This window comes from Pseudomonas sp. SYWMCR5 (genome assembly GCF_057197165.1).
Map to the genome: position 1 here is coordinate 105,770 of NZ_JBXUNH010000006.1, position 25,174 is coordinate 130,943.

Below are 25,174 nucleotides of genomic sequence, written 5' to 3' on the forward strand. Positions count from 1 at the left end.
CGTTGCGCGCCTGCAGGGCAGTACAGGCGCGCTCCAGGGTGGTCAGCAGGGCTGTGCTCAGGCTTGCTGTGCGTCGATCAGATGCCGCTCGATATCCTTGTGGCGTGAGCCTAGCGACAGACGAAGGCCGGGTTGGCGCAAGCATTCGCGCAATTGCTCGGGGCTCATGCCACCCTGACGCTGATTGAAGTTTTCCAGGGCCTTGTCCCACCACGCCGTGGCGCAGGCGCGGTCGAATTCGTTGTCGTAGGGATAGCAGCCATAGAGCAGTTCGCGAGCGAACTGGCGGTGACGACTGGGTAGCGTCAGGCTCATGGCCTTGTAACCGAGGCGGTGCAGGGTGGGTGGGCGAGGCAGTTGGTCGTTGACCAGCGTGATGTCGGGCAGCGCGGCTTCGCCGAGCGGATCGTCGCCGTGCTTGCGCAGCCACGCCTGGATCTTGGCACGGAACTGCGCCTTGCGGCTCCAATAGTGGTGGATGACGTCGGTGCAGGTGGCCAGTTGCAGCTTGCGGTAGGCGGCGACCGCCAGGCAGAACTCCTCGAGCGTATAGGCCTCGCGCGCCAGGGGATAGAGCTCGTCCATCAGGGCGATGGAGTGGTCCAGGGTCGTTGCGTCCTGTGCAGTCAGGCCGATGACGCCGGAGTTGACCAGCGGCATCTGGCAGTCGGCCAGGCCACGTTGCTGCAGGAGGGTCAGCAGGTTCTTGTACAGCAGGCACTTCCGGTTTTCGCCGTAGCGTCCGTCGATGGCGTTGCAGAGCACCGCGCCTGGCTTGACCCGGCGGAACAGTTCGATCGGCGACTGGCGGAAGAAGGTGTCGGTGTCGATCAGGACCGCGCGCGGGTGTTGTTCGAGGACCTGGCGCAGCAGCACATGCTTGCTGCGGAAGTGATAGCCGTGGGGCTGGTTCCACGTTGTACGCGTGTGCTCATCGAGCAGGTGCACGGTGACGGGCAGCTTGGCGTAGGGTTCGGGGTTGTCGGTGTAGACCTGGATGTCCATGGCTTCACCTGGCGTCTTGCGCAGGTTGGCCAGGGCGCTGACGATGCTGAAGCACGCTTCCTGGTGATAGGTAGCCGGGCCGAAGGCGAGGTAGACGAGTTGCGGGGTGTCACAGTTGCACGGCTGCATCGAGGGAAACCTGGTATCAGCTTGAATGATCAAGGCTCCAATCTACGTTCGGAGCCTTAATCATTGCTGAAATTTTTGTTACCAAAAGGTGTCAGCGTGGCAGCTTGAGGTTGTTCCAGATCGCCAGGCTCGGCTCGGCCTGGTTCAGGGTATAGAAGTGCAGGCCCGGCGCACCGCCTTGCAGCAGCTCTTCGCACATGGTGCTGATCACTTCTTCGCCGAATGCCTGGATACTGGCGGCATCGTCGCCGTAGGCTTCCAGTTGCTTTCGGATCCAGCGTGGGATCTCGGCACCGCAGGCGTCGGAGAAGCGCGCCAGCTTGCTGTAGTTGGTGATCGGCATGATGCCGGGCACTACCGGAATGTCCACGCCCAGCTTCTGTACGCGCTCGACGAAGTAGAAGTAGCTGTCGGCGTTGAAGAAGTATTGGGTGATGGCGCTGTCGGCACCGGCCTTGACCTTGTGTACGAAGTTGGCCAGGTCGTCCTCGAAATTGTGCGCCTGTGGGTGCATTTCGGGGTAGGCGGCGACTTCCAGGTGGAAGTGGTCACCGGTTTCCTGGCGGATGAATTCGACCAGGTCGCTGGCGTGGCGCAGCTCGCCACTGGCCATGCCCATGCCGGACGGCAGATCGCCGCGCAGGGCGACGATGCGCTTGATCCCGGCCGCCTTGTATTCGGCGATCAGGGCGCGCAGGTCGTCCTTGCTGTCGCCGACGCACGACAGGTGCGGGGCTGCAGGGACCTTCACTTCGTTTTCCAGTTGCAGCACGGTGTTCAGCGTGCGATCGCGGGTCGAGCCGCCGGCGCCGTAGGTGCAGGAGAAGAAGTCGGGGTTATAGGTGGCCAGTTGACGGGCAACGGCCATGAGTTTTTCGTGACCGGCATCGGTCTTGGTCGGGAAGAACTCGAAACTGTAGCGGCGTTCCTGGGACATCGGTCGTTCCTCTGGCAGCGTGCCTCAAGCGTCAGGCTGCAAATAAAAGCCAGATCGGTGATGGCCGATCTGGCTTGGGCGTAGTTCAAGATCCTTGCGCTGCTGCGGCGCGCAATGCGCGCCGCATGCCGCTTAGTAGCGGTACGCGTCGGGCTTGAACGGGCCTTCGACAGTCACGCCGATGTACTCAGCCTGCTGCGGGGTCAGCTGGGTAACTACGCCGCCGAAGCCGCGGACCATTTCCAGGGCAACTTCTTCGTCGAGCTTCTTGGGCAGCACTTCGACGGTCAGGCGCTCGGCCTTCTTCGCGGCAGGCAGCTCGGCGAACTTCTGCTCGAACAGGAAGATCTGCGCCAGTACCTGGTTGGCGAACGAGCCGTCCATGATGCGGCTCGGGTGGCCAGTGGCGTTGCCCAGGTTCACCAGACGGCCTTCGGCCAGCAGGATCAGGTAGTCGTCATTCTGCGGATCGAAGGTGCCAGCGCCGGTGCGGTGGATCTTGTGCACCTGTGGCTTGACCTCTTCCCATGCCCAGTTCTTGCGCATGAAGGCGGTGTCGATCTCGTTGTCGAAGTGACCGATGTTGCAGACCACTGCACGCTTTTTCAGGGCCTTGAGCATGTTGGCGTCGCAGACGTTGACGTTACCGGTGGTGGTGACGATCAGGTCGATGCGGCCCAGCAGGTCCTTGTTGATGCCGGCTTCGGTACCGGTGTTGATACCGTCCTTGAACGGCGAGACCACTTCGAAGCCGTCCATGCAGGCCTGCATGGCGCAGATCGGATCGACTTCGGTGACCTTGACGATCATGCCTTCCTGGCGCAGGGACTGGGCCGAGCCCTTGCCCACGTCGCCGTAGCCGATCACCAGGGCCTGCTTGCCCGACAGCAGGTGGTCGGTGCCGCGCTTGATGGCGTCGTTCAGGCTGTGACGGCAGCCGTACTTGTTGTCGTTCTTGCTCTTGGTGACCGAGTCGTTGACGTTGATCGCCGGGACTTTCAGCTCGCCCTTGGCCAGCATGTCCAGCAGGCGGTGCACGCCAGTGGTGGTCTCTTCGGTCACGCCGTGGATCTTGTCCAGCATGGCCGGGTATTTCTTGTGCAGGATTTCGGTCAGGTCACCGCCGTCGTCCAGGACCATGTTGGCGTCCCATGGCTGGCCATCTTTGAGGATGGTCTGCTCGATGCACCACTCGTACTCCTGCTCGGTTTCACCTTTCCAGGCGAATACCGGGATGCCGGCAGCGGCGATGGCGGCGGCAGCCTGGTCCTGGGTGGAGAAGATGTTGCAGGACGACCAGCGCACTTCGGCGCCCAGGGCGACGAGGGTCTCGATCAGCACGGCGGTCTGGATGGTCATGTGGATGCAGCCGATGATCTTAGCGCCCTTGAGCGGTTGCTCGGCTTGATACTTGCGGCGCAGGCCCATCAGTGCGGGCATTTCCGATTCGGCGATGATGACTTCCTTGCGGCCCCAGTCAGCCAGGGAAATGTCGGCGACCTTGAAGTCGGAAAAACCAGCGGGCGTGTTTACAGCGCTCATGAAGAGCCTCCATTCGTAGTGTGCGAATGGGCGCCGTTGTGCGTTGAGCGTCCGCAGGAGCGGACAACGCCCCATCCGAGCCTGACAGGTGAACCTGCTGCAGCGCCCCTCGGACAGGTGGCGGGATGACCACCGCAGCGGGTGGCCATTGGAAACGGCGAGATTATAGCCGCGGCTGTGTGACACACCCAAGACTTTCTGTCGATTTATCGCGACGATAGTCGATGTTCAATGGAGGCGGGCCGGTGGGTCTGCCATCATTGCCCCATGTCAGTCAGGCACGTCAGGAGTTGTAATGAATTTCCACACGCGCAAATGGGTAAAACCCGAAGACCTCAATCCCAACGGCACCCTGTTCGGTGGCAGCCTGCTGCGCTGGATCGACGAGGAAGCGGCGATCTACGCCATCGTCCAGTTGGGCAACCAGCGGGTGGTGACCAAGTATATTTCCGAGATCAACTTCGTCAGCGCCTCGCGCCAGGGCGAGATCATCGAGCTGGGTATCACCGCCACCGAGTTCGGTCGCACCTCGATCACCCTGCAGTGCGAAGTGCGCAACAAGATCACCCGCAAGAGCATCCTCACCGTCGACAAGATGGTCTTCGTCAATCTGGGCGAGGATGGCCTGCCGGCACCGCACGGGCGCACCGAGATCAAGTACATCCAGGATCAGTTCCCGGATTCGGCGGTGGAGTAGTGCTGGAAACCGTGCGGCGCACTTCGCGGGCTTGCTCGCGGAGTGCGCCATTGTAATCACGGCTGGGCGCTTACCCGGCGCACCACCTTGCCGATTGTCAGCCCCTGCACCAGGATCGACGACAGCACCACGATGTAGGTGATCGACAGCAACAGGTCGCGTTCGTCTCCCACCGGCAGCGACAGCGCCAGGGCCACCGATACGCCCCCGCGCAAGCCTCCCCAGGTCAATACCCGCACCGTGCCACGTGGCACTTCGCGCCAGCGCCGCAGCAAGACGATGGCTGGTGCCACGGTCAACAGGCGCGATGCCAGCACCGCGACCGCAAGCACGCCACCCGCTGCCAGGTGCAGCCAGTTGAACGGCAGCAGCAACAGCTCCAGGCCGATCAGGGCGAAGAGCAGGGCATTGAGCATGTCGTCGATCAGCTCCCAGAAACCGTCCATGTAGCGACGGGTCATGTCGTTCATCGCCAGGTTACGCCCCAGGTTGCCGATGATCAGGCCGGCTACCACCATGGCGATTGGCGCCGACACGTGCAGTTCGTAGCACATGGCCGAGCCGCCGATCACCAGCGCCAGGGTCAGCATCACCTCGACCTGATACTGCTCGATGCTCTTGATCATGCGGTAGGTGGCGTAGCCGATCAGCCCACCGAATACCACGCCGCCTACGGCTTCGCGGGCGAACAGAATGGCGGTGTCGGAAACGCTCGGCGTCTCGCCGAGCTGGATGATGCCCAGCAGCACGGTGAACACCACCACCGCGGTGCCGTCGTTGAACAGCGACTCGCCGACGATGGTGGTCTTCAGCGGTTTGGAGGCGTTGGCGGTACGCAGTGCACCGAGCACCGCGATGGGGTCGGTCGGCGAGATCAGTGCGCCGAACAGCAGGCAGTAGATCAGCGGTACGTCCCAGCCGAACATCGCGAACACCCAGTGGGCGAGGTAGCCGATCACCACGGTGGCGATCAGAACGCCGATGGTGGCGAGCAGGCCGATTGGCCAGCGGTAGCTGCGCAGGTCGCCGAGGTTGACGTGCAAAGCGCCCGCGAACAGCAGGAACGACAGCATCCAGTGCATCAGCAGGTCATTGAAGTCGATCTGGTTCATCAGGCCTTCGACGCGTTCCTCCAGGCCGGGGAAGCCGATCAGGCTCAGGCCCTGCAGGATCAGTGAGAACAACAGGGCGGTGACCATCACGCCGATGGCGGGCGGCAGGCCGATGAAACGGTAGTTCACATAGGTGAGGAGGGTGGTGAGGCAGATGAACGCGGCAACTAATTCAAGCATCCTGAATCCTGTGACAATGGCTTCCAAGTCGTAACCCGAAGGGCTCGGGCAGTTCTTTGATGGCCTGACGGAGCGCTCGGGACACACCTTATGACCGGAATTATAAGGATCGTTCCTCAATTCACCGCTGAAGCGGCCCTGTAGGAGCAACTGTCTGGTTCACATCCGACGGCCAGCTCATCCTTCTGTGTAGGAGCGGGCTTGCCCGCGAACACCGGCTTGGCCGGTGCCCTGCACCGCGGTGTATGTTTCGCGGGCAAACCCGCTCCTGCAAGCGCTGCCCGGATCGCGTATATAGTGACTCGAGTCTTGTCCAAGGAACTCCACGCGTGCTGGCAACTTCCCTCGTCCTGATCGCCGCCCTGCTGCATGCCACCTGGAACACCCTCATCAAGTTCAGTGCCGAGCGCCTGCTGGTAATCGCCAGCATGGACGCGGTGGCGCTGGTCTTCGCGGTGCTGGCGGTGGCGTTCGTCGAGCCCCCTCCGGCGGCGATCTGGCCATGGCTGCTGGCCTCGGCGCTGGCCGAGCAGGCCTATCGTGTCCTGTTGATCAAGGCCTACCGGGTCGGTGACCTGGGCCTGGTCTATCCTCTGATGCGGGGATTGTCGCCGCTGGTGGTGCTGGGGCTGACCCTGGCCTTTGCCGGTGAATCGCTGAGCAACCAGCAGATCATTGGCATTCTGCTGATCCCCTGCGGCATGGCGTGTCTGCTCTGGCAGGGCGGTGGCGGTGATCGGCTGCCCTGGTCGATGCTGCCGGTGGTGGCGCTGATCGGCCTGTGCATCGGTTGTTACACCTGGTTCGACGGCCAGGCGGTGCGCCTGTGGGGTAAACCCTGGGACTACCTGGTCTGGCTTACGCTGCTGAGTGCCTGGCCGTTCCCGGTGCTGGCAGGCGTGGCCCGACGTGAACCCTTCGTGCAGTTCTGGCGCAGCCAGTGGCGGCTTGGGTTGGCGGTGGGGCTGTGTGTATTGCTGAGTTACGCCCTGGTGCTGTGGGCCATGCACCTGGGGTCGGTGGCCGAGGCGGCGGCGCTGCGGGAGGTCAGTGTGATCCTGGTGGTGCTGTTGGGCATGCGCTACCTCAAAGAACCTTTTGGCGGTCCGAGACTCTTAGCTTGCGGGCTGGTCCTGGCAGGCATGCTGGTGATGAAGCTCTGACCTTTCTGAACGAGGAGCCAGTCCATGACCGTTGCCCTGTGGTGCATCCTGATCGCCCTGGTCCTGCCGCCGTTGTGCGCATTGATCGCCAAAGTCGCCAGTGGCCGTTTTGGCTTGAGCGACAACCATGATCCGCGAGCCTTTCTCGACACGCTCTCAGGCTTGCCTCGGCGCGCTAATGCGGCGCAGCAGAACGGCTACGAGGCGTTTCCTGCCTTCGCCGCAGCGGTGCTGGTGGCCGATATCGTCGGTAACGCCGAGCAAGTGACCCAGGATGTGCTGGCGGTGCTGTATATCACCAGCCGGCTGCTGTACATCATCTGTTACCTGGCGGACTGGGCGGCGTTGCGCTCGCTGGTGTGGTTTGCCGGGTTGGCGTTGATCGTGTCGTTGTTCGTCGTATCGGCGTGAAGCCATCGCGGGGCAAGCCCGCGATAGCTTCACCACCGATCACGGCACCTTCGGCACTTCAGGCAGGGCAGCCCCCTTGGGCCACAGCATCCAGATCTGTCCTTGCTGCTTCATGTTGCCTGCCAGCTCGCCGGCCTCGGGGCCGGTGCCCCAGAACAAGTCGGCGCGCACTTCGCCGGTGATCGCGCCGCCGGTGTCCTGCGCACCCACAGGGCGCACCACCGGCGAGCCATCCGGCCGGGTGGTGGACAGCCACAGCAGGCTGCCCAGCGGAATCACCTTGCGGTCGATGGCCACGCTGTAGCCTGCGGTCAATGGCACGTTGAGCGAGCCGCGCGGGCCTTCGTTGCTGTCGGGGCCTGCGGCGAAGAACACATAGCTCGGGTTGCTCGCCAGCAGCTCCGGCACCCGCTGGGGGTTGGCCTGGGCCCAGGCGTGGATGCTGCCCATGGTCACGTCTTCTTTTTTCAATTGGCCCTGGTCCACCAGCCAGCGGCCAATCGGTCGGTAAGGGTGGCCGTTCTGGTCGGCATAGCCCAGGCGCAGTTGGCGACCGCTCTCCAGTTGCACGCGACCGGAACCCTGGATCTGCAGGAACTGCAGGTCCATCGGGTCGGTCAGCCAGGCCAGCACCGGCGCCTTCACACCCTGGCGGTTGATCACTTCGGCGGTGTCGTAGGGCTTGAGCACGCGACCTTCGAGACGACCGCGCAGGCGTTTGCCCTTGAGTTCGGGGTATACGCTGGCCAGGTCGACCACGATCATGTCGTCGGGCGGACCATAGACCGGGACACTGGCCTTTGCCGTACGTGTCAGGCTGCCGGGATAGACCGGTTCGTAGTAGCCGGTGATCAGGCCATTGGCGTTGTTTTCTGCAGAGCGCAGACCATAGACCTGCAGATTCTGTTGCAGGAAGGCGCGCACCTGGGCGGCGTCTGCCGGTACTCCGGCAGCGGCATTGCAGGTAGCGGCCCACACCGGATCACGCTTGAGTTTCTCGCAGCCGTTGCGCCAGGCCTGGAAGCCTGCGACCAGGTCGGTGTCAGTGACACTCGGCAAATCTTGCCAGGTGGCATCGGCATAGGTGGCGATGGCATGGGGCTCAGGTTTTGTACCCTCACCGCCGTTGCAGCCGGCCAGCAGGGCCAGGGCCGGGAGTGCCCAGGCGAGAGGGCGCAAAGCAGATTTCATAAGCAGGGTCCTGTTGCGGGCAGAGATGAAAAATCGCCCTTGTCTTCTGTGTGGCTATTGGTCTTTACCCGGCGGGCAGCGATACTGGCGACCCGTTCATGCAGGCCGAAGAGACCGTGATGTTCAAGCGATTGACCGTAGTGCTGCTCGCCACCCTGGCCCTGACCGCTTGCGAGCGTGTCGATCCGAACTCGCCATTGGGCCAGCGCAAGGCGATCTTCAAGGACATGCTCAAGACCAGCGAAGACCTGGGCGGCATGTTGCGCGGCCGCTTGCCGTTCGACGGGATGAGGTTCGCCGAGGGGGCGGTGAAGCTCGATACCCTGGCCCACGAACCCTGGCAGCACTTCCCGCAGGCGCGTGACGGGGGGGACAGCAGCGCCCGGCCTGAGGTCTGGGAGCGCCAGGCGCGGTTTCATGACCTGGCCCGCCAGCTCGAGGGGGTTACCGGCGAACTGGTCGGTGTGACCCGCAGCCAGCCACTGGATGCGGCTGGGCTGAAGGCGCCGATGGACCGCGTCGAGGCGGCGTGCAAGGCCTGTCATACCGAGTTTCGCAATCATTGATGATCTGCAGTGCCCTGTGTGGGAGCGGCCGCGCTTGCCGCTGGCCTCAGCGTTCGAGCTCGTCGACCGCTTCCTGCAGTTCTTTCTTCGCCTCGGCGAGCTTCTCCTTGCGCTTGTTGATCTTTTCCGCGTCACCTTTTTTCATGGCCTTGTCCAGGTCCTTGGTGCGCTGGTTCACCTCGTGGCGGGCATCGAGCACCTTCTGCTCGCGTTCCTTGCGCAGGCCCGCATCGGTGCAGTGTTCGGTGACTTCGCTCAGTGCCTTTTCCAGGCCCGCCTGCTGATCGGCGTTGCCGTGGGCGCGGGCTTGCTCGATCTGGGTGCTGATGGCCTGGCGCTTGGCGGCGCAGCCGGTCAGCTCCGGCTGCACCTCTGCGGCCAGGGCGCTGTTGGCGACCAGGCCCAGTGCGGAAGACAGAATGAAGGTCGAGAGCAGTTTCATGAAGGGCTCCAGTCGGGAGGCGGCAGAAACGGAAATGCTGCCCTGATCTGCGAAAATTAGAAACCCTCTATTGCATGCCGACGCAGTTCTCCGGCCACGGCCAGCACTTCCTCATGGGCGAAAAAGGCCCGCAACTGCCCGGCCCTGCCACGGCCAACCCCCGGTTCGGCAAGCCATTGCTCAATGTTTCGGCTGGCCAGTGTCTGCCAGTCCGGGCCCAGGCGCAGGTTACTTGGGGCCGGAACACCCAGGGCGCGCAGCCAGCGTTCGAACGGCTGTGTGCGGGCCGTCATGAAGGCCTGATGCAGTTTTTCGGCGCGTACGCTGCCAATCCCCGGGACCTGCAGCAGGTCATCCTGGCCAAGCTCCAGCCAGCGGGTCAGGGTGTCGCCCAGGCCTTGCTCGGTGAGTAACTGCCAGGTGCCGGGGCCCAGGCCTGGCATGTTCAACCCTTGCTTGCCCGAGAGCCACGTGAGGCGAGCAAGGTACTGTTGGCTGCAGTCGTCGCGAGGTGTCCAGCAACTGAGCGGGTGGTAGCGGCCTGGGTCGGGTACTGCGACGGGGACGCGCTGCAGACTGCGCAGCACCACACTTTCGAACCGCGGGATGGTGAGCCCGGCCAGGCTCACCGCCACCTGGTCTCCGGGGCGGATATCCAGTTGCTGCCAGCGCTGCAGCGAGCCGAGGCTGACCTGGCGAACGAGGCGGTCGTCCAGCTTTACAGGCTGAACCTCCAGCAGCGGGGTGATGCGGCCGCTGCGGCCGATGCGGAAGCTGACCTGGCGCACTTCGGTCAGCACCTGGCGGTAGGGGTATTTCCAGGCAGCGATCCAGTAAGGCGCCTGGGCCCGCCAGCGCGTGGCGGGCGGACGGCTGTCCTGGCGCAGAATCACGCCATCGGTGGCGAACGGCAGGGGTGAGCGGTACCAGTGTTGGCGCCAGTGGGCCGCTTGTTCGAGGTTGTCGATCGGCACGCTCAGGCGGCGGCTGTCAGCAAAGCCCAGTGCTTCCAGCTGGGCCAGGCGCTGCGCCTGGTTTTCGGGACCCTCGGGCCAGTCCCAGACGAACAGCCCGATCCCTGCGGCCTGGTCCGCAGGCAGTTGCTTGCGTGCCAGCAGGCCGGCGACGATGCCACGAGCGTTGACCGAACCTGCCTGTGCCTGCACATGGTCTTCGAGCTGCCAGTACAGCTCACCTTGGAGCACAAGGTCGTGCGGCCCGGATAGTTGCCGTATGTCGGCACGCAGGTGCGGGATATGCCGGCTCCAGTCGTGGCCGTGCACACCATCGCCGCGGCTGAGCAGCGTGCTCAGGCGTCCCTGTCGGTAGATCAGCGACACCGCGACGCCGTCGACCTTGGGCTGTATCCAGACAGCCTGCCGGCCCTGCAACCATTGGCCTACAGCGGCTTCGTCGGCCAGCTTGGCAACGCCGGTATGTGCCACCGGGTGGGCATGTGGACCTGCGGCCGTGGCCAGTGGCGAGTCGCGATGAGGTTGTCCGAAACAGCCTTGCAGGTGCTCCAGCCGATGCCGGCTCTGGTCGTAGAGCTCATCGGCCACTGTGGCAATGCCCTGGCGATGGTAGCGGTCGTCCCATTCGGCGAGGGTCTGGCGCAATTGTGCTATTTCATCGGTGGCGCGCCGTGGCGGCCAATCGGGACAGGGGGTGGCCAACGCTGCTGAGCTGAAGGCGATGAGTAGCAGTAGGGTGAGCAAGCGAATCGACATGGCCAGCATCCTTGCATGGCAGGAGGAAGGGCTCAGCCTAGGCGCCGATGTTCAGGTGTGCCGGGACAGGACTGTCAGGTGATGTGTCACAAAAAAGCCCCTGCTGATTGCTCGGCAGGGGCTTTCCGTTACTGCTGTAGGAGGCTTACAGGCCGGCGGCGTCGCGCAGGGCGGCGGCGCGGTCGGTGCGCTCCCAGGTGAAGGTGGTGAAGGTGTCGTCACCCACGGTCTTCTGCTGCGGCTCACGGCCGAAGTGACCGTAGGCGGCCGTCTCCTGGTACATCGGGTGCAGCAGGTCGAGCATGGTGGTGATCGCGTAGGGGCGCAGGTCGAAGCACTCGCGCACCAGCTGGATGATCTTGTCGTCGGACACCTTGCCGGTACCGAAGGTGTTGATCGAGATGGAGGTCGGCTGGGCTACGCCGATGGCGTAGGAAACCTGGATCTCGCAACGCTCGGCCAGGCCTGCGGCAACGATGTTCTTGGCCACGTAGCGACCGGCGTAGGCTGCGGAACGGTCGACCTTGGACGGGTCCTTGCCGGAGAACGCGCCACCACCGTGACGGGCCATGCCGCCGTAGGAGTCGACGATGATCTTGCGACCGGTCAGGCCGCAGTCGCCCACCGGGCCGCCGATGATGAAGTTGCCGGTCGGGTTGATGTGGTACTGGGTGTCCTTGTGCAGCAGTTCGGCCGGCAGGGTGTGCTTGACGATCAGTTCCATCACCGCTTCCTGCAGGTCTTTCTGCGACACTTCAGGGTTGTGCTGGGTCGACAGGACCACCGCGTCGATGCCGACCACCTTGCCGTTCTCGTAGCGGCAGGTGACCTGGGACTTGGCGTCCGGGCGCAGCCATGGCAGCAGCTTGGACTTGCGCGCTTCGGCCTGGCGCTCGACCAGGCGGTGCGAGAAGCAGATCGGCGCAGGCATCAGCACTTCGGTTTCGTTGCTGGCGTAGCCGAACATCAGGCCCTGGTCGCCTGCGCCCTGGTCTTCCGGCTTGGAGCGATCGACGCCCTGGGCGATGTCCACCGACTGCTTGCCGATGATGTTCATCACGGCGCAGGTGGCGCCGTCGAAGCCGACGTCGGAGCTGTTGTAGCCGATGTCGATGATGACCTTGCGCACCAGGTCTTCCAGATCGACCCAGGCCGAGGTGGTGACTTCGCCGGCGATGATGGCGACACCGGTCTTGACCAAGGTTTCACAGGCTACGCGGGCGTATTTGTCCTGGGCGATGATTGCGTCCAGGACCGCGTCGGAAATCTGGTCGGCGATCTTGTCCGGATGCCCTTCGGACACGGACTCGGAAGTGAAAAGGGAGTATTCGCTCATCTCGAGGGGTTCCTAAAATTTACCGATGTGTGTGTCGCCAGCGGCCCGCTGGAAATGACGGACCTGAATCTGGAAACCGTTACGCAAGCCAACATAGAGGCTGTCCCCGGGAGTCAGCCCCGCAGCATTGGCCCAGCGGGCCAGGTCGTCCTGCTCGAAGCCCAGCCAGAGGTCGCCGCAGGCGTCCCGCGCCCACCCCTGGTTATGGCTGCACAGCTCGGTGACCAGCAGGCTGCCGCCCGCTTTCACCCGTTTGGCCAGCAGGCGCAAGGCCAGGGCCGGGTCGCTGAAATGGTGCAGGACCATGTTCAGCACAACGCAGTCGGCTTCCACATCCGTTGCACCCAGTGCATCGGCCAACTGCAGGATTACATTATCCAGGCCTTCACGTTCGCAGACCTGGCGAGCCAGTTCGAGCATGGTCGGGCTGTTGTCCATCGCCGTGACCTGAGCGAAGCGCTGCGCCAGATCAGGCAGGAAGCCGCCATCGCCGGGGCCAACCTCCAGGGCGCTGGCGTCGCTGCCAAAGCTCAGCTTGTCGAGTAGGGCCAGCAGGCTTTCGCGGTATTGCGGTACACCGGCGATCAGGTCCTGCTGGGCACGGAATTTTTCTTCGACGCGCTGGAAAAAGTCCTGGCTGGTGGCCGCGCGGCGTTGTTGCACCTGAGCAATACGCGCCTGCACGTCGTCCGGCAGGGCCAGTTCGTCGATTTCCTCGAGCAGGGCCGCATGCAGGCGTCCGCCTTGGCGCAGGCTGTCGGGCAGGGCGCGGCGATAGAAGATCGCGTTGCCTTCGCGGCGCGTGGCCACCAGTTCCGCCTGGGCCAGCACCTTGAGGTGGTGGCTCATGCCGGACTGGCCGATGTCGAAGATCTGCGCCAGCTCCAGCACGCCGAACGAATCGCTGGCCAGGGCGCGCAGGACATTCAGGCGCAGCGCATCGCCACTGGCCTTGCACAGGGCGGCCAGTGTATCGCTTTGTTGGGGGATCGCTTGCGCACGCAGGTTCATGGTGCGGCAGTCTAGACACGCGTCGTTGTCCTGGCAAGCCAATATCAAAAAGTTTTGATATTGGCTGATGGGTGGCCGATGCCAGGCTTTGGAATCCGTGGGAGCGGGTTCACCCGCGAAAAGCACGAAGCCGATCTCGAGTTTTTTACCCGAAGTGCCCTCCAATCACAGGAAAAATCCCCGACTGCGACCATCCGTCATTGCCCCGGAGGCCCCCAGTGGGCGAAAATGGCCGCCTTTTTTCGTTTCACTACTTATTCAAGCCTCAGGAGATAAGCGATGCCCAGCCGTCGTGATCGTGCCAACGCCATTCGTGCCCTCAGCATGGATGCCGTGCAAAAGGCCAACAGCGGCCACCCAGGTGCCCCCATGGGCATGGCGGATATCGCCGAAGTGCTTTGGCGCGACTACCTCAAGCACAACCCGAGCAACCCGAATTTCGCCGACCGCGACCGCTTCGTGCTGTCCAACGGCCATGGTTCGATGCTCATCTATTCGCTGTTGCACCTGACCGGCTACGACCTGTCCATCGATGACCTGAAGGCGTTCCGCCAACTGCACAGCCGCACCCCGGGCCACCCGGAATACGGCTACACCCCGGGCGTCGAGACCACCACCGGCCCGCTCGGCCAGGGTATCGCCAACGCTGTCGGTTTCGCCCTCGCAGAGAAAGTGCTGGCGGCCCAGTTCAACCGTGAAGGCCACGACATCGTCGATCACAACACCTACGTGTTCCTGGGCGATGGCTGCATGATGGAAGGTATTTCCCACGAAGTCGCCTCGCTGGCCGGCACCCTGGGCCTGAACAAGCTGATCGCCTTCTACGACGACAACGGCATCTCCATCGACGGCGAAGTGCACGGCTGGTTCACCGACAACACCCCGGCGCGTTTCGAAGCCTACAACTGGCAGGTGATCCGCAACGTCAACGGCCACGACGCCGAAGAAATCAAGATGGCGATCGAGACCGCGCGCAAGAGCGACCGTCCGACCCTCATCTGCTGCAAGACCATCATCGGTTTCGGCTCGCCGAACAAGCAGGGCAAGGAAGACTGCCACGGCGCGCCGCTGGGCAACGACGAAATCGCCCTGGCCCGCAAGGAGCTGAACTGGAACCACGGCCCGTTCGAAATCCCGGCCGACATCTACGCCGAGTGGGACGCCAAGGAAGCCGGTGCCAAGGCCGAAGCCGAGTGGAACCAGCGCTTCGACGCCTACGCCAAGGCCTTCCCTGAACTCGCCGCCGAGTTCAAGCGCCGCGCTGCTGGCGACCTGCCGGCCGATTTTGCCGAGAAGGCCCAGGCCTACATCAATGAAGTCGCCGCCAAGGGCGAAACCATCGCCAGCCGCAAGGCCAGCCAGAACACCCTCAACGCCTTCGGCCCGCTGCTGCCCGAGTTCCTCGGTGGTTCGGCGGACCTGGCCGGTTCCAACCTGACCCTGTGGAAAGGTTGCAAGGGCGTCGAGGCCAATGACGCCAGCGGCAACTACGTGTTCTACGGCGTGCGCGAGTTCGGCATGACCGCCATAATGAACGGCGTGGCCCTGCACGGCGGTCTGGTGCCTTACGGCGCCACCTTCCTGATGTTCATGGAATATGCCCGCAACGCGGTGCGCATGTCGGCCCTGATGAAGCAGCGTGTCATCCACGTCTATACCCACGACTCCATCGGTCTGGGCGAAGACGGACCGACCCACCAGCCGATCGAGCAACTGACCAGCCTGCGCAGCACGCCGAACCTGGACACCTGGCGTCCGGGTGACGCGGTCGAGTCGGCCGTGGCCTGGAAAGCCGCCCTGGAGCGCAAGGACGGCCCTTCGGCGCTGATCTTCTCGCGCCAGAACCTGCAGCACCAGGAACGCAGCGCCCAGCAGATCGCCGACATCGCCCGTGGCGGCTATGTGCTCAAGGACTGCGCCGGCGAGCCTGAGCTGATCCTGATCGCCACCGGCTCCGAAGTGGGCCTGGCCGTTCAGGCGTTCGACAAGCTCAGCGAGCAGGGCCGCAAGGTCCGCGTCGTGTCGATGCCAAGCACCAGCGTGTTCGACGCCCAGGACGCTGCCTACAAGCAGTCGGTACTGCCGTTGGAAGTCGGTGCGCGTATCGCCATCGAAGCTGCCCATGCCGACTTCTGGTACAAGTACGTCGGCCTCGAAGGCCGCGTCATCGGCATGACCACCTACGGCGAATCGGCCCCGGCCGCCGCGCTGTTCGAGGAGTTCGGCTTCACCCTGGAGAACATCCTGGGTACCGCTGAAGAGCTGCTGGAAGACTGATGCATCAAGCCTGGGGGCAGTGATGCCTCCATCGATCGCGGGACAAGCCCGCTCCTACAGCGCATGTGTAGTGCTCTGTAGGAGCGGGCTTGTCCCGCGATGGCCGTTCAACGCACTAGCCACGTGAGTCCCGAATGCCCCAGCGTCCCTACAAAGTTGCACTCAACGGTTACGGCCGCATTGGCCGCTGTGTCCTGCGCGCACTGTTCGAGCGAGGGGCGAAGGCAGGTTTCGAGATCGTTGCGTTGAACGACCTGGCCGACCAGGCCAGCCTGGAGTACCTGACGCGCTTCGACTCCACCCACGGGCGTTTCCCCGGCGAGGTGAAGGTCGACGGCGACTGTCTGCATATCAATGGCGACTGCGTGAAAGTCATGCGCAGCGCCACCCCTGAAGGCATCGACTGGGCCGCCCTGGGCATCGACCTGGTGCTGGAGTGCTCCGGTGCCTACAACACCCGCGCCGATGGCCAGCGTTTTCTCGACGCCGGCGCGCCGCGCGTGCTGTTCTCGCAGCCGATGGCCAGCGAGGCGGACATCGATGCCACGGTGGTCTACGGTATCAACCAGGACCGCCTGACCGGTGACGAGCTGCTGGTCTCGAACGCGTCCTGCACCACCAACTGCGGCGTGCCGCTGTTGCGCGTGCTGGACCAGGCGTTCGGTATCGAGTACGTGCAGATCACCACCATCCACTCGGCGATGAACGACCAGCCGGTGATCGACGCCTACCACCACGAAGACCTGCGCCGTACCCGTTCGGCGTTCCAGTCGGTGATCCCGGTGTCCACTGGTCTGGCGCGCGGCATCGAGCGCCTGTTGCCGGAACTTGCCGGGCGAATCCAGGCCAAAGCGGTACGTGTGCCGACCGTCAACGTCTCGTGCCTGGACATCACCCTGCAGACTGCCCGTGACACTACGGCTGCCGAGGTCAACCGGGTGCTGCGCGAGGCGGCGCTGGACGGCCCGCTCAAAGGCCTGCTGGCCTACACCGAACTGCCCCATGCCAGCTGTGATTTCAACCATGACCCGCACTCGGCCATCGTCGATGCCAGCCAGACCCGCGTCTCAGGCCCCCGCCTGGTGAACCTGCTGGCCTGGTTCGACAACGAATGGGGGTTCGCCAACCGTATGCTCGACGTTGCCGAACATTATCTGCACGTCGTCCACCAAACCCGCAGCAAACAGCCCTGAAGGACTGCATTCATGACCGTGTTGAAGATGACCGACCTCGACCTGCAAGGTAAGCGCGTACTGATCCGCGAAGACCTCAACGTGCCTGTGAAGGACGGTGTGGTAACGAGCGATGCGCGTATCCTGGCAGCGCTGCCGACCATCAAGCTGGCCCTGGAAAAGGGTGCCGCGCTGATGGTCTGCTCGCACCTGGGCCGTCCGACCGAGGGCGAGTTCTCCCAGGAAAACAGCCTCAAGCCGGTCGCCGACTACCTGAGCAAGGCCCTGGGCCGCGCAGTACCGTTGGTCGCCGACTATCTCGACGGCGTCGAGGTCAAGGCCGGTGAGGTGGTGCTGTTCGAAAACGTACGTTTCAACAAGGGCGAGAAGAAGAACGCCGACGAGCTGGCGCAGAAGTACGCCGCCCTGTGCGACGTGTTCGTCATGGACGCCTTCGGCACCGCCCACCGCGCCGAGGGTTCCACCCACGGTGTGGCCAAGTTCGCCAAGGTCGCTGCCGCTGGCCCGCTGCTGGCGGCCGAGCTGGACGCCCTGGGCAAGGCCCTGAAGGCGCCGGCCAAACCCATGGCAGCCATCGTTGCCGGCTCCAAGGTCTCGACCAAGCTCGACGTGCTCAACAGCCTGTCGACCGTCTGCGACCAGCTGATCGTCGGTGGTGGTATCGCCAACACTTTCCTCGCCGCTGCCGGGCACCCGGTCGGCAAGTCGCTGTACGAGCCAGACCTGGTCGAGACCGCCAAGGCCATCGCCGCCAAGGTCAGCGTACCGCTGCCGGTCGATGTGGTCGTTGCCAAGGAATTCGCCGAGAGCGCCGAAGCCACCGTCAAGGCCATTGCTGACGTGGCCGCCGACGACATGATCCTGGATATCGGCCCGCAGACCGCCGCCAACTTCGCCGAGCTGCTGAAGTCGTCGAAGACCATCCTGTGGAACGGCCCGGTCGGTGTATTCGAGTTCGACCAGTTCGGCAACGGCACTAAAGTGCTGGCCAAGGCCATCGCCGAAAGCGCTGCGTTCTCCATCGCCGGTGGCGGCGACACCCTGGCGGCCATCGACAAGTATGGCGTCGGCGCTGATATCTCCTACATTTCTACCGGTGGCGGTGCGTTCCTCGAGTTCGTCGAGGGCAAGGTCCTGCCTGCCGTGGCAATCCTGGAAGAACGGGCCAAGGCCTGATAGTGACGGCGCCTGGCAAAGGGAGCGACCTGATGGTCAAGCAATTGCCTGTGATGATCGTGGCCTTGTTTTTGGGTGCCTGCTCCAGCGGCGGCGCCCCCGACAGCGAACCGGCACGTGAGCCCAAGGGCGGCTGTTACCAGTCGCAGTGGCAGGCGGAGACGGTGCCGGTGATCAACAAGCGCCTGGGGCCGGACGGGCTGGAGAAGTACGACGAAGAACACCAGCGCAAGGCGCCCGGCTGCCCTTGATCGGACAGCGGGCAACCGATGGGCTGTTTTGTGGTCTTGGACAGAAGGTCCGTGGTGCGGCCTTCGAAGCGAGGATACTCAATGAAAGCGCTGCTGGCCGTACTGGCCCTGGCGACCCTGGCAGGCTGCTCCCTGCTACAACCGTCGCGACCTGCCGCGACGGACAACTGGACCCGCTGGGTCTGCGACAGCCAGGCCGAAGTGCTGTGGCGCTTCGCCGATGCTTCGCAGCAGTCGGTCGATGTCCGCCTCGGCGGCGCTGACCAGGTCTACCGGCTCAAGGCCGAGCCCGGCGCCTCGGGCGCGCTGTACAGCGATGGCGTACTCGCCTTCCACACCAAGGGTAATGAAGGCCTGGTGTACTGGGAAGCGACCAACGATCTGATTGGGCGGGGCTGCAAGGCGCCGTGATTGGCCGGACCGCGACGGTGGTCCACAACTACTTGAACAGCAACCGCCCCTGCGGCAGGCTTGCACGAAACAACGACGCTTGTCGGGAGAGAGATACACAATGGCACTCATTAGCATGCGCCAGATGCTGGACCACGCCGCCGAGTTCGGCTACGGCGTTCCAGCTTTCAACGTCAACAACCTCGAGCAGATGCGCGCCATCATGGAAGCCGCCGACAAGACCGACTCTCCGGTCATCGTCCAGGCCTCCGCCGGTGCCCGCAAGTACGCCGGTGCTCCCTTCCTGCGTCACCTGATCCTGGCGGCGATCGAAGAATTCCCGCACATCCCGGTGTGCATGCACCAGGACCACGGCACCAGCCCTGACGTGTGCCAGCGCTCGATCCAGCTGGGCTTCAGCTCGGTCATGATGGACGGCTCGCTGCGTGAAGACGGCAAGACCCCGTCCGACTACGAATACAACGTGCGCGTCACCCAGCAGACCGTGGCATTCGCCCACGCCTGCGGTGTGTCGGTGGAAGGCGAGCTGGGCTGCCTGGGCAGCCTGGAAACCGGCCAGGCCGGTGAAGAAGACGGCGTCGGCGCCGAAGGCATCCTGGACCACAGCCAGATGCTGACCGACCCGGAAGAGGCTGCCGACTTCGTCAAGAAGACCCAGGTCGATGCCCTGGCCATCGCCATCGGCACCAGCCACGGCGCCTACAAGTTCACCAAGCCGCCTACCGGCGACATCCTGGCGATCGACCGCATCAAGGCGATCCACCAGCGTATCCCCAACACTCACCTGGTGATGCACGGTTCCTCGTCGGTTCCGCAGGACTGGCTGGCGATCATCAATGAGTTCGGCGGCGACATCAAAGAAACCTACGGCGTGCCGGTCGAAGAGATCGTCGAAGGCATCAAGCACGGCGTGCGCAAGGTCAACATCGACACCGACCTGCGTCTGGCCTCCACTGGCGCGATCCGTCGCTTCCTGGAGCAGAACAAGTCCGAGTTCGACCCGCGCAAGTACTTCGCCAAGACTGTCGAAGCCATGCGTGACATCTGCATCGCGCGTTATGAAGCCTTCGGTACCGCTGGCAACGCGTCGAAGATCAAGCCGGTTTCGCTGGATGAGATGTACCTGCGTTACGCCAAGGGCGAGCTGGCCGCAAAGGTCAACTGATCCGCTGATGGCACTGAAGAAACCCGCAGAAATGCGGGTTTTTTTTCGCCTGTGAAATGATCGCAAAGCGCAGTGACCATTAGTCGGCTATTTTCATTTTATCCATTGATAGCGAACTGATTGCATTGCGTCCTGCAAAGTCGCGTCTAGAGTAGAGAATCGGATCCAATTACAAGACGAAGTCGGTCGGACAAGAGAAGCGGCATGGATGGAGCTCAACCCGCGGCACCGGAAGGCAGCTCAGTGCTGCTGGTGGTCGATGACTACCCGGAAAACCTGATCAGCATGCGGGCTTTGCTAGCCCGGCAGGATTGGCAAGTACTCACCGCAGGCTCAGGGATGGAAGCACTGAGCACCTTGCTGGAACACGAAGTGGACCTGGTCCTGCTCGATGTACAGATGCCCGAGATGGATGGCTTTGAGGTCGCCCGCTTGATGCGCGGCAGCCAACGCACGCGCCTTACCCCAATCATCTTCCTTACCGCCAACGAGCAGTCCGAAGCTGCCGTGCTCAAGGGCTATGCCAGTGGCGCGGTGGACTACCTGTTCAAGCCCTTCGATCCGCAGATCCTCAAGCCCAAGGTGCAGGCCCTGCTCGAACAGCAGCGCAACCGCCGCATGCTGCAGCGGTTGAGTCGTGAGCTGGAGTCGGCCCGCGCATTCAATGCCTCGATTCTTGAGAACGCCGCCGAGGGTATCCTGGTGGTCGACGAGGCGGGTGATATCAGCTTTGCCAACCCTGCTATCTCGCGTCTGCTGCAGGTGTCGGTGGACAAACTGCAGGGCGCCCATCTCCTGGACCTGATCCAACTGCCCAGCGCCGCGTTGTGGCGCGACTCGGACTTCTACCAGGCCTATCTGGGGCGGCAGATCTTCCGCGTGCACGATGCCCAGTTGCGTCCGCCGGAGGGGCCGCTGGTTCCGGTAGCGCTGTCGTGTGCGCCGCTGCCCGCTGAACAGAAGGCCATGGTGGTGACCGTACTGGACATGTCGGTGGTGCGCAGCCTGCACCAGCAACTGGAACACCAGGCGGTGACCGACCCGCTGACTGGCTTGCTCAACCGCCGCGGTTTCTACCAGACGGCAGAAGGTGCGTTGCTGCGCAACGAACGGCCCGGCAAGGTCCAGGCCTTGATGTACATGGATCTGGATGGTTTCAAGCGAATCAACGATTCCTTGGGTCACGAAGCGGGCGACCGGGTCCTGCGCTGGGTCGCCGAGCAACTCAAGGACTGCCTGGGCAGCCAGGCGATGCTTGGGCGTATGGGCGGTGATGAGTTCACCGCGTTGTTCGACGGCTTGCCCTATGCGGAGCAGACCGGCCGGTACGCCGAGGCCTTGATCGAGCGCATGTCCAGTTGCCCGCAGGTTGACGGCCAGGATGTCAGTCTTGGGGTCAGTATCGGCATCGCCACCTACCCTGATTGCGGTGCCTCCGTCGAAGGTCTGCTGCGCGCTGGCGATGCGGCGATGTATGCCGCCAAGCGCGCCGGGCGCCAGCAGTATCGCTTCTATGACCAGGAGCTCAACGGCCGCGCGCGTTCGCGGCTGATGCTCGAGGATAGTGTGCGCACTGCCATCGAGCAAAAGGACTTCACCTTGGTCTACCAGCCGCAGGTGGGATTTGCCGACGGACGTCTGCGTGGCTTCGAGGCGCTGCTGCGCTGGCGGCACCCCAGTGTTGGCGATGTGCCGCCGGGGCTGTTCATTCCGCTGCTGGAAGAAGCGCGCCTCATCCATCGGCTGGCGAGCTGGATCTACAGCAAGGGCGCGGCCCAGCGTCAAGAATGGCGCCAGGTATTCGCCGACGATGTGGTGCTGGGCATCAGCCTGAGCCGCGCGCAGTTCACCCAGCCGAACCTGGTCGATGAACTGCGGCGGGCGATCCAGGAGCATGGCCTGGAGCCTGCGCAACTGGAAGTGGAGGTGGCGGAAACCTCATTGATGTATGACATCGACGCGGCTGCCAAGCAGGTCAAGCGTTTGCGCGAGCTGGGCGTACGCGTGGCGCTGGACGACTTCGGCGCCGGAGATTGCTCGCTGCGCATGCTGCGCGACCTGCCGATCGACACCCTGAAGCTCGACCGCCACTTGGTGGCACGCCTGCCCGATTCGAAGGTCGATGCGGCGCTGGTGCGCAGCGTCATCGCACTGTGCGCCGCCTATGGCATCACGGTGATCGCCGAGGGCGTGGAAACCGACGTTCAGGCGCAGTGGCTGCGCGACAGCGGCTGCGCCTACGTGCAGGGTTTCCTGGTTGCACGGCCGATGACGGCAAGGGATGCGCGTGGTTTTCCGACGGTGTATCCGTGGATGCCGACCCGATCAACCACTCCCCAGACCTGATAAAACTGCCAGTTGCCCGTTCGGCTCATGATGAGCGACTGTCGTCTCTCCAGTCATGACCCGCAGGTGTACAGGTTGTGAGCAGCGCACTGTTCCAGCAGACGCCCTCGATCAAGGTCCTCGACAACCGCGGCCAAACGGTGCGCGAGATCGAGTATCAGCGTGCTTCGCTGCTGGATGCCGCCGATACGCGTATCACGCGGCAGGTGTTCAGCCCGGCAGGCCGACTGGCGCAGATCACCGACCCACGGTTGCATGGCGCAGGCCTTGCCAACTTCAGCCATTGGCATGATCTGACAGCTCAGGTGATACGCACGCAAAGCGTCGATGCGGGCGTGAGCCTCGATCTGAAAGACGCAGCCAGACGTGACCTGTTCTCGGTGAGCCGTATTGGCAGGACGTTGGATGGCCGGGACGATTTCGCTGAAGCCGTGACCCGGACCCTGCGCTACGAACCGGTCAATATGCCCGGGCGTCTGTTGGCGGTTGGCGAGCAAGTTGTTGGCGATATCCCTCGTATCAGTGAACGTGTGTTGTACGGCGGCAATGAGGCGCAAGAGAAAGCCCGCAACCTAGCCGGCACTCGGATTGCCCATTACGATCCAGCCGGGTGCGTTTCTACCCTCGCCAACGCCCTCGGCGGCGCAGCCCTCTGTGTGCAGCGCAAGCTGCTGAAGGGTGGCGACGACGATGCGGTGCAAGTTGACTGGCAAGGTGAGGCTGCTGAGGCCTGGGACGCACTGTTGGATGATCAGCGCTACACGACCCGTAGCCACGTAGACGCCACCGGCAAGGGGCTCACGGCGCTGGATTGCGCAGGCCATCAGCAGCGAAGCGCCTACGATGTGGCAGGCGTCCTGGCGGCCAGCTGGTTAACGCTCGAAGGTACGCCAGAGCGTGAGATCGTCAGGTCGGCGAGTTACTCGGCGGGAGGGCGCAAGCAGCACGAGGTGCATGGCAACGGCATCGTCACGGTGTACACCTACGAACCGACGACCCTGCGCCTGGCGACCGTGCGGACCACTCGCCAGACCAGCGAAGGCCAGCGATTGCAGGACCTGCACTATCGCTATGACCCTGTCGGTAACGTCGTTGGGCTGGCCAACGACGCCGAGCCGACGCGCTTCTGGCGCAACCAGAAGATCAGCGCGCAAAGCGAGTACCGCTACGACAGCCTGTACCAACTGGTCTTCGCCAGCGGTCGTGAGATGGCCAATGCCGGGCAGCAGGGCAATCACCTGCCAGGCGTGCTGGTGCCGCTGCCGGTGGATGATTCGGCCTATACCCTCTACACCCGGAGTTATACCTACGACAGCGCGGGCAATCTCACGCATGTCCGTCATAGTGCGCCGGCCACGAACAACAACTACGTCACTGCAATCACCGTCAGCCAGCGCAGTAATCGCGGCGTGTCGAATACGTTGGCCAGCGACCCGGCCAAGGTCGAGGTGCTGTTCAGCGCAGGTGGCGAGCAGCGTGTGCTGCTGCCGGGGCAGCCGCTTGAGTGGACTACACGCGGCGAGTTGCGCAGGGTGGCTGGCGCTACCCAGGAAAGCTATCGCTACGACGCTGGCAGGCAGCGTGTGCTCAAGGTGAGTCATCAGCAGCAAAGTGGATCACTGAAGGTGCAGCGCACGCTGTATCTGCCGGGGCTTGAGCTGCGTATCACGACGGTCGACGGCGCCGTGCGCGAAAGTCTGCACACGGTGGTAATGGGCGAGGCGGGCCGTGCCCAGGTGCGGGCGTTGCGCTGGGAGGCCGGTAAACCGGAGGGGATCGATAACGACCAGGTACGTTTTGGCTATGATAACCTGATCGGCAGTGTCGGACTGGAGCTCGATGGCGAGGGCAGTGTCATCAGCCTCGAAGAATATTACCCCTATGGGGGAACGGCGATTCTGGCGGGGCGTCATCGCATAGAGGTGGAATACAAGACGGTGCGTTATTCGGGGCGGGAGCGAGATGCGACAGGGCTTTATTACTACGGGTATCGCTATCATCAACCCAGGGTTGGACGCTGGCTGACGCCCGACCCCGCAGGCATCGTCGACGGTATCAACACCTTCCGCATGACCCAGAACAATCCGGTCTCGCTTGAGGACTCTGCGGGGCTTGCTACCTTCAGCGACAATCTCCAGCCAGCACGGGGTGACCTAGTGTATGGGCTGGGCGAGTGGCGCGAGAGCTATTTTAATCATGTAGGAATCGATTACACCAAGTCAGCGCTGACGATCGATCACTACAATCAGGCAATCGCTAGAGTCATCAGGGAGAACGCGCTTGCACGCTCAGGTTTGACCGAAACAGCGCCTCGTACCGAAGTGATCAAGTTCGTCAGGGCGAATGCATCCCTGTTTGCCAAGGTCAAGGAAACCTTTCCTGGCTACCCGTTATGGAACCGGTATGTATCAGCCGGTCTCTTCAACACTAAGTTCGATATCGACGAAATTTATTCCGAGGTCAAAGGGCGGCCCGGAAAAACCCAGTTCCATGAGTGGCTGGAGGGGGACCTAGGCCCGCAGTTGTTATGGAAGCGCGGGAGCAAGATTGGGCTGTCGATAACCGCGAGAAGGGCGGATCATCATGTTCATTTCATCCTCGATGGTATCGACGAGGCCGCAGTGATCAACAAATCAATGACCCACGGGCAGTCATACACCTCCAGCGAGCTTCGCTATGCATTTAGGCAGTGGGCACAGCTTGAAGCACGACTCCACTTCTACAAAAACGGTCATGAGGTGTCTGCGCCGTGGGTCAGCAATCCAACGGGTTGGAGCAGTTACACGTCCAAGGCTGAGCAACCGCGAAAAATGAAAACCCTCCAGGTAACAAGGCGTGCGCAGCACTGACTCACTCACCACGTTTACCTGGTGGACTGATCTGGTCCCGCTCACCGTGTAACG

The 25,174-nt window shown here is 63.2% G+C and carries 21 protein-coding genes and 1 riboswitch; of the genes, 12 read left to right on the top strand and 9 right to left on the bottom strand.

What is annotated here, in order from left to right; translation table 11 throughout:
- Positions 1-57 precede the first annotated feature (57 nt).
- The 3 genes from AC2CGW_RS16955 to ahcY all read right to left on the bottom strand — a co-directional run bounded on the left by AC2CGW_RS16955 (position 58) and on the right by ahcY (position 3,613).
- Entirely contained in the window at positions 58-1,134 is a 1,077-nt protein-coding gene (locus AC2CGW_RS16955) for a hypothetical protein (protein WP_484574334.1), read from the bottom strand.
- 91 nt (positions 1,135-1,225) lie between these two features.
- Complete coding sequence (metF, locus tag AC2CGW_RS16960; protein WP_186665829.1) at positions 1,226-2,071, bottom strand: methylenetetrahydrofolate reductase [NAD(P)H]; 846 nt, start codon at positions 2,069-2,071, stop codon at positions 1,226-1,228.
- Positions 2,072-2,203: 132 nt separating this feature from the next.
- Positions 2,204-3,613, bottom strand: a complete 1,410-nt coding sequence (ahcY, locus tag AC2CGW_RS16965) for an adenosylhomocysteinase (protein ID WP_186656321.1) — start codon at positions 3,611-3,613, stop codon at positions 2,204-2,206.
- 21 nt (positions 3,614-3,634) lie between these two features.
- Positions 3,635-3,730: riboswitch (S-adenosyl-L-homocysteine riboswitch) on the bottom strand.
- A gap of 178 nt (positions 3,731-3,908) precedes the next feature.
- Between ahcY and AC2CGW_RS16970 the strand changes: the two genes are divergently transcribed.
- A complete protein-coding gene (locus tag AC2CGW_RS16970; protein ID WP_054894823.1) occupies positions 3,909-4,310 on the top strand; it encodes an acyl-CoA thioesterase in 402 nt (133 codons plus the stop codon).
- A gap of 56 nt (positions 4,311-4,366) precedes the next feature.
- Here AC2CGW_RS16970 and AC2CGW_RS16975 read toward each other — a convergent pair whose 3' ends face one another.
- A complete protein-coding gene (locus AC2CGW_RS16975; protein ID WP_065863852.1) occupies positions 4,367-5,602 on the bottom strand; it encodes a cation:proton antiporter in 1,236 nt (411 codons plus the stop codon).
- A 329-nt stretch (positions 5,603-5,931) separates the two neighbouring features.
- Here AC2CGW_RS16975 and AC2CGW_RS16980 point away from each other — a divergent pair, with 329 nt between their 5' ends.
- Positions 5,932-6,765 (top strand): DMT family transporter, encoded by an 834-nt coding sequence (locus tag AC2CGW_RS16980; RefSeq protein WP_186665831.1) that lies wholly within the window; start codon positions 5,932-5,934, stop codon positions 6,763-6,765.
- A 24-nt stretch (positions 6,766-6,789) separates the two neighbouring features.
- The gene (locus AC2CGW_RS16985; protein WP_054894820.1) at positions 6,790-7,176 is read left to right on the top strand and encodes an MAPEG family protein; all 387 of its coding nucleotides are present in this window, start codon (positions 6,790-6,792) and stop codon (positions 7,174-7,176) included.
- Positions 7,177-7,215: 39 nt separating this feature from the next.
- Here AC2CGW_RS16985 and mltA read toward each other — a convergent pair whose 3' ends face one another.
- Positions 7,216-8,367 carry a murein transglycosylase A gene (mltA, locus tag AC2CGW_RS16990; RefSeq protein WP_186708283.1) on the bottom strand — a complete coding sequence of 384 codons (1,152 nt, stop codon included), beginning with the start codon at positions 8,365-8,367 and terminating at the stop codon, positions 7,216-7,218.
- 119 nt (positions 8,368-8,486) lie between these two features.
- Between mltA and AC2CGW_RS16995 the strand changes: the two genes are divergently transcribed.
- A complete protein-coding gene (locus AC2CGW_RS16995) occupies positions 8,487-8,933 on the top strand; it encodes a c-type cytochrome (protein WP_186666110.1) in 447 nt (148 codons plus the stop codon).
- A gap of 46 nt (positions 8,934-8,979) precedes the next feature.
- On the opposite strand, the gene AC2CGW_RS17000 is transcribed toward AC2CGW_RS16995, so the two are convergent.
- The 4 genes from AC2CGW_RS17000 to AC2CGW_RS17015 form a co-directional block, all read right to left on the bottom strand.
- On the bottom strand, positions 8,980-9,375 hold the full coding sequence (locus AC2CGW_RS17000; protein ID WP_186708281.1) for a DUF1090 domain-containing protein: 396 nt from the start codon (positions 9,373-9,375) through the stop codon (positions 8,980-8,982).
- 56 nt (positions 9,376-9,431) lie between these two features.
- Positions 9,432-11,105 carry an NAD-dependent DNA ligase LigB gene (ligB, locus tag AC2CGW_RS17005; RefSeq protein WP_288374069.1) on the bottom strand — a complete coding sequence of 558 codons (1,674 nt, stop codon included), beginning with the start codon at positions 11,103-11,105 and terminating at the stop codon, positions 9,432-9,434.
- A gap of 145 nt (positions 11,106-11,250) precedes the next feature.
- Complete coding sequence (gene metK / locus AC2CGW_RS17010) at positions 11,251-12,441, bottom strand: methionine adenosyltransferase (protein ID WP_186665837.1); 1,191 nt, start codon at positions 12,439-12,441, stop codon at positions 11,251-11,253.
- A 12-nt stretch (positions 12,442-12,453) separates the two neighbouring features.
- Positions 12,454-13,452 (bottom strand): ArsR/SmtB family transcription factor, encoded by a 999-nt coding sequence (locus AC2CGW_RS17015; protein ID WP_186721316.1) that lies wholly within the window; start codon positions 13,450-13,452, stop codon positions 12,454-12,456.
- A 279-nt stretch (positions 13,453-13,731) separates the two neighbouring features.
- Here AC2CGW_RS17015 and tkt point away from each other — a divergent pair, with 279 nt between their 5' ends.
- The 8 genes from tkt (at position 13,732) to AC2CGW_RS17055 (ending at position 25,120) form a co-directional block, all read left to right on the top strand.
- Complete coding sequence (gene tkt / locus AC2CGW_RS17020; protein ID WP_186665839.1) at positions 13,732-15,729, top strand: transketolase; 1,998 nt, start codon at positions 13,732-13,734, stop codon at positions 15,727-15,729.
- Between the two features lie 134 nt (positions 15,730-15,863).
- Positions 15,864-16,922 (top strand): erythrose-4-phosphate dehydrogenase, encoded by a 1,059-nt coding sequence (epd, locus tag AC2CGW_RS17025; protein ID WP_186708275.1) that lies wholly within the window; start codon positions 15,864-15,866, stop codon positions 16,920-16,922.
- 12 nt (positions 16,923-16,934) lie between these two features.
- A complete protein-coding gene (locus AC2CGW_RS17030) occupies positions 16,935-18,098 on the top strand; it encodes a phosphoglycerate kinase (protein WP_063546513.1) in 1,164 nt (387 codons plus the stop codon).
- 32 nt (positions 18,099-18,130) lie between these two features.
- Entirely contained in the window at positions 18,131-18,349 is a 219-nt protein-coding gene (locus AC2CGW_RS17035) for a hypothetical protein (RefSeq protein ID WP_186665841.1), read from the top strand.
- A gap of 81 nt (positions 18,350-18,430) precedes the next feature.
- Positions 18,431-18,760, top strand: coding sequence for an MliC family protein (locus AC2CGW_RS17040; protein ID WP_186665843.1), 330 nt, complete (start codon positions 18,431-18,433; stop codon positions 18,758-18,760).
- Positions 18,761-18,860: 100 nt separating this feature from the next.
- Entirely contained in the window at positions 18,861-19,925 is a 1,065-nt protein-coding gene (gene fba / locus AC2CGW_RS17045; RefSeq protein WP_009399343.1) for a class II fructose-bisphosphate aldolase, read from the top strand.
- A gap of 204 nt (positions 19,926-20,129) precedes the next feature.
- Complete coding sequence (locus AC2CGW_RS17050; protein WP_484574335.1) at positions 20,130-22,271, top strand: putative bifunctional diguanylate cyclase/phosphodiesterase; 2,142 nt, start codon at positions 20,130-20,132, stop codon at positions 22,269-22,271.
- Positions 22,272-22,348: 77 nt separating this feature from the next.
- Positions 22,349-25,120, top strand: a complete 2,772-nt coding sequence (locus AC2CGW_RS17055; protein WP_484574336.1) for an RHS repeat-associated core domain-containing protein — start codon at positions 22,349-22,351, stop codon at positions 25,118-25,120.
- The last annotated feature ends 54 nt before the right edge of the window (positions 25,121-25,174 follow it).

Excerpts from the sequence above, each read along its gene's own strand:
- AC2CGW_RS16955 (WP_484574334.1), bottom strand. The coding sequence starts at position 1,134 with ATGCAGCCGTGCAACTGTGACACCCCGCAACTCGTCTACCTCGCCTTC.
- metF (WP_186665829.1), bottom strand. The coding sequence starts at position 2,071 with ATGTCCCAGGAACGCCGCTACAGTTTCGAGTTCTTCCCGACCAAGACC.
- ahcY (WP_186656321.1), bottom strand. The coding sequence starts at position 3,613 with ATGAGCGCTGTAAACACGCCCGCTGGTTTTTCCGACTTCAAGGTCGCC.
- AC2CGW_RS16970 (WP_054894823.1), top strand. The coding sequence starts at position 3,909 with ATGAATTTCCACACGCGCAAATGGGTAAAACCCGAAGACCTCAATCCC.
- AC2CGW_RS16975 (WP_065863852.1), bottom strand. The coding sequence starts at position 5,602 with ATGCTTGAATTAGTTGCCGCGTTCATCTGCCTCACCACCCTCCTCACC.
- AC2CGW_RS16985 (WP_054894820.1), top strand. The coding sequence starts at position 6,790 with ATGACCGTTGCCCTGTGGTGCATCCTGATCGCCCTGGTCCTGCCGCCG.
- mltA (WP_186708283.1), bottom strand. The coding sequence starts at position 8,367 with ATGAAATCTGCTTTGCGCCCTCTCGCCTGGGCACTCCCGGCCCTGGCC.
- AC2CGW_RS16995 (WP_186666110.1), top strand. The coding sequence starts at position 8,487 with ATGTTCAAGCGATTGACCGTAGTGCTGCTCGCCACCCTGGCCCTGACC.
- AC2CGW_RS17000 (WP_186708281.1), bottom strand. The coding sequence starts at position 9,375 with ATGAAACTGCTCTCGACCTTCATTCTGTCTTCCGCACTGGGCCTGGTC.
- ligB (WP_288374069.1), bottom strand. The coding sequence starts at position 11,105 with ATGTCGATTCGCTTGCTCACCCTACTGCTACTCATCGCCTTCAGCTCA.
- metK (WP_186665837.1), bottom strand. The coding sequence starts at position 12,441 with ATGAGCGAATACTCCCTTTTCACTTCCGAGTCCGTGTCCGAAGGGCAT.
- AC2CGW_RS17015 (WP_186721316.1), bottom strand. The coding sequence starts at position 13,452 with ATGAACCTGCGTGCGCAAGCGATCCCCCAACAAAGCGATACACTGGCC.
- tkt (WP_186665839.1), top strand. The coding sequence starts at position 13,732 with ATGCCCAGCCGTCGTGATCGTGCCAACGCCATTCGTGCCCTCAGCATG.
- epd (WP_186708275.1), top strand. The coding sequence starts at position 15,864 with ATGCCCCAGCGTCCCTACAAAGTTGCACTCAACGGTTACGGCCGCATT.
- AC2CGW_RS17030 (WP_063546513.1), top strand. The coding sequence starts at position 16,935 with ATGACCGTGTTGAAGATGACCGACCTCGACCTGCAAGGTAAGCGCGTA.
- AC2CGW_RS17035 (WP_186665841.1), top strand. The coding sequence starts at position 18,131 with ATGGTCAAGCAATTGCCTGTGATGATCGTGGCCTTGTTTTTGGGTGCC.
- AC2CGW_RS17040 (WP_186665843.1), top strand. The coding sequence starts at position 18,431 with ATGAAAGCGCTGCTGGCCGTACTGGCCCTGGCGACCCTGGCAGGCTGC.
- fba (WP_009399343.1), top strand. The coding sequence starts at position 18,861 with ATGGCACTCATTAGCATGCGCCAGATGCTGGACCACGCCGCCGAGTTC.
- AC2CGW_RS17050 (WP_484574335.1), top strand. The coding sequence starts at position 20,130 with ATGGATGGAGCTCAACCCGCGGCACCGGAAGGCAGCTCAGTGCTGCTG.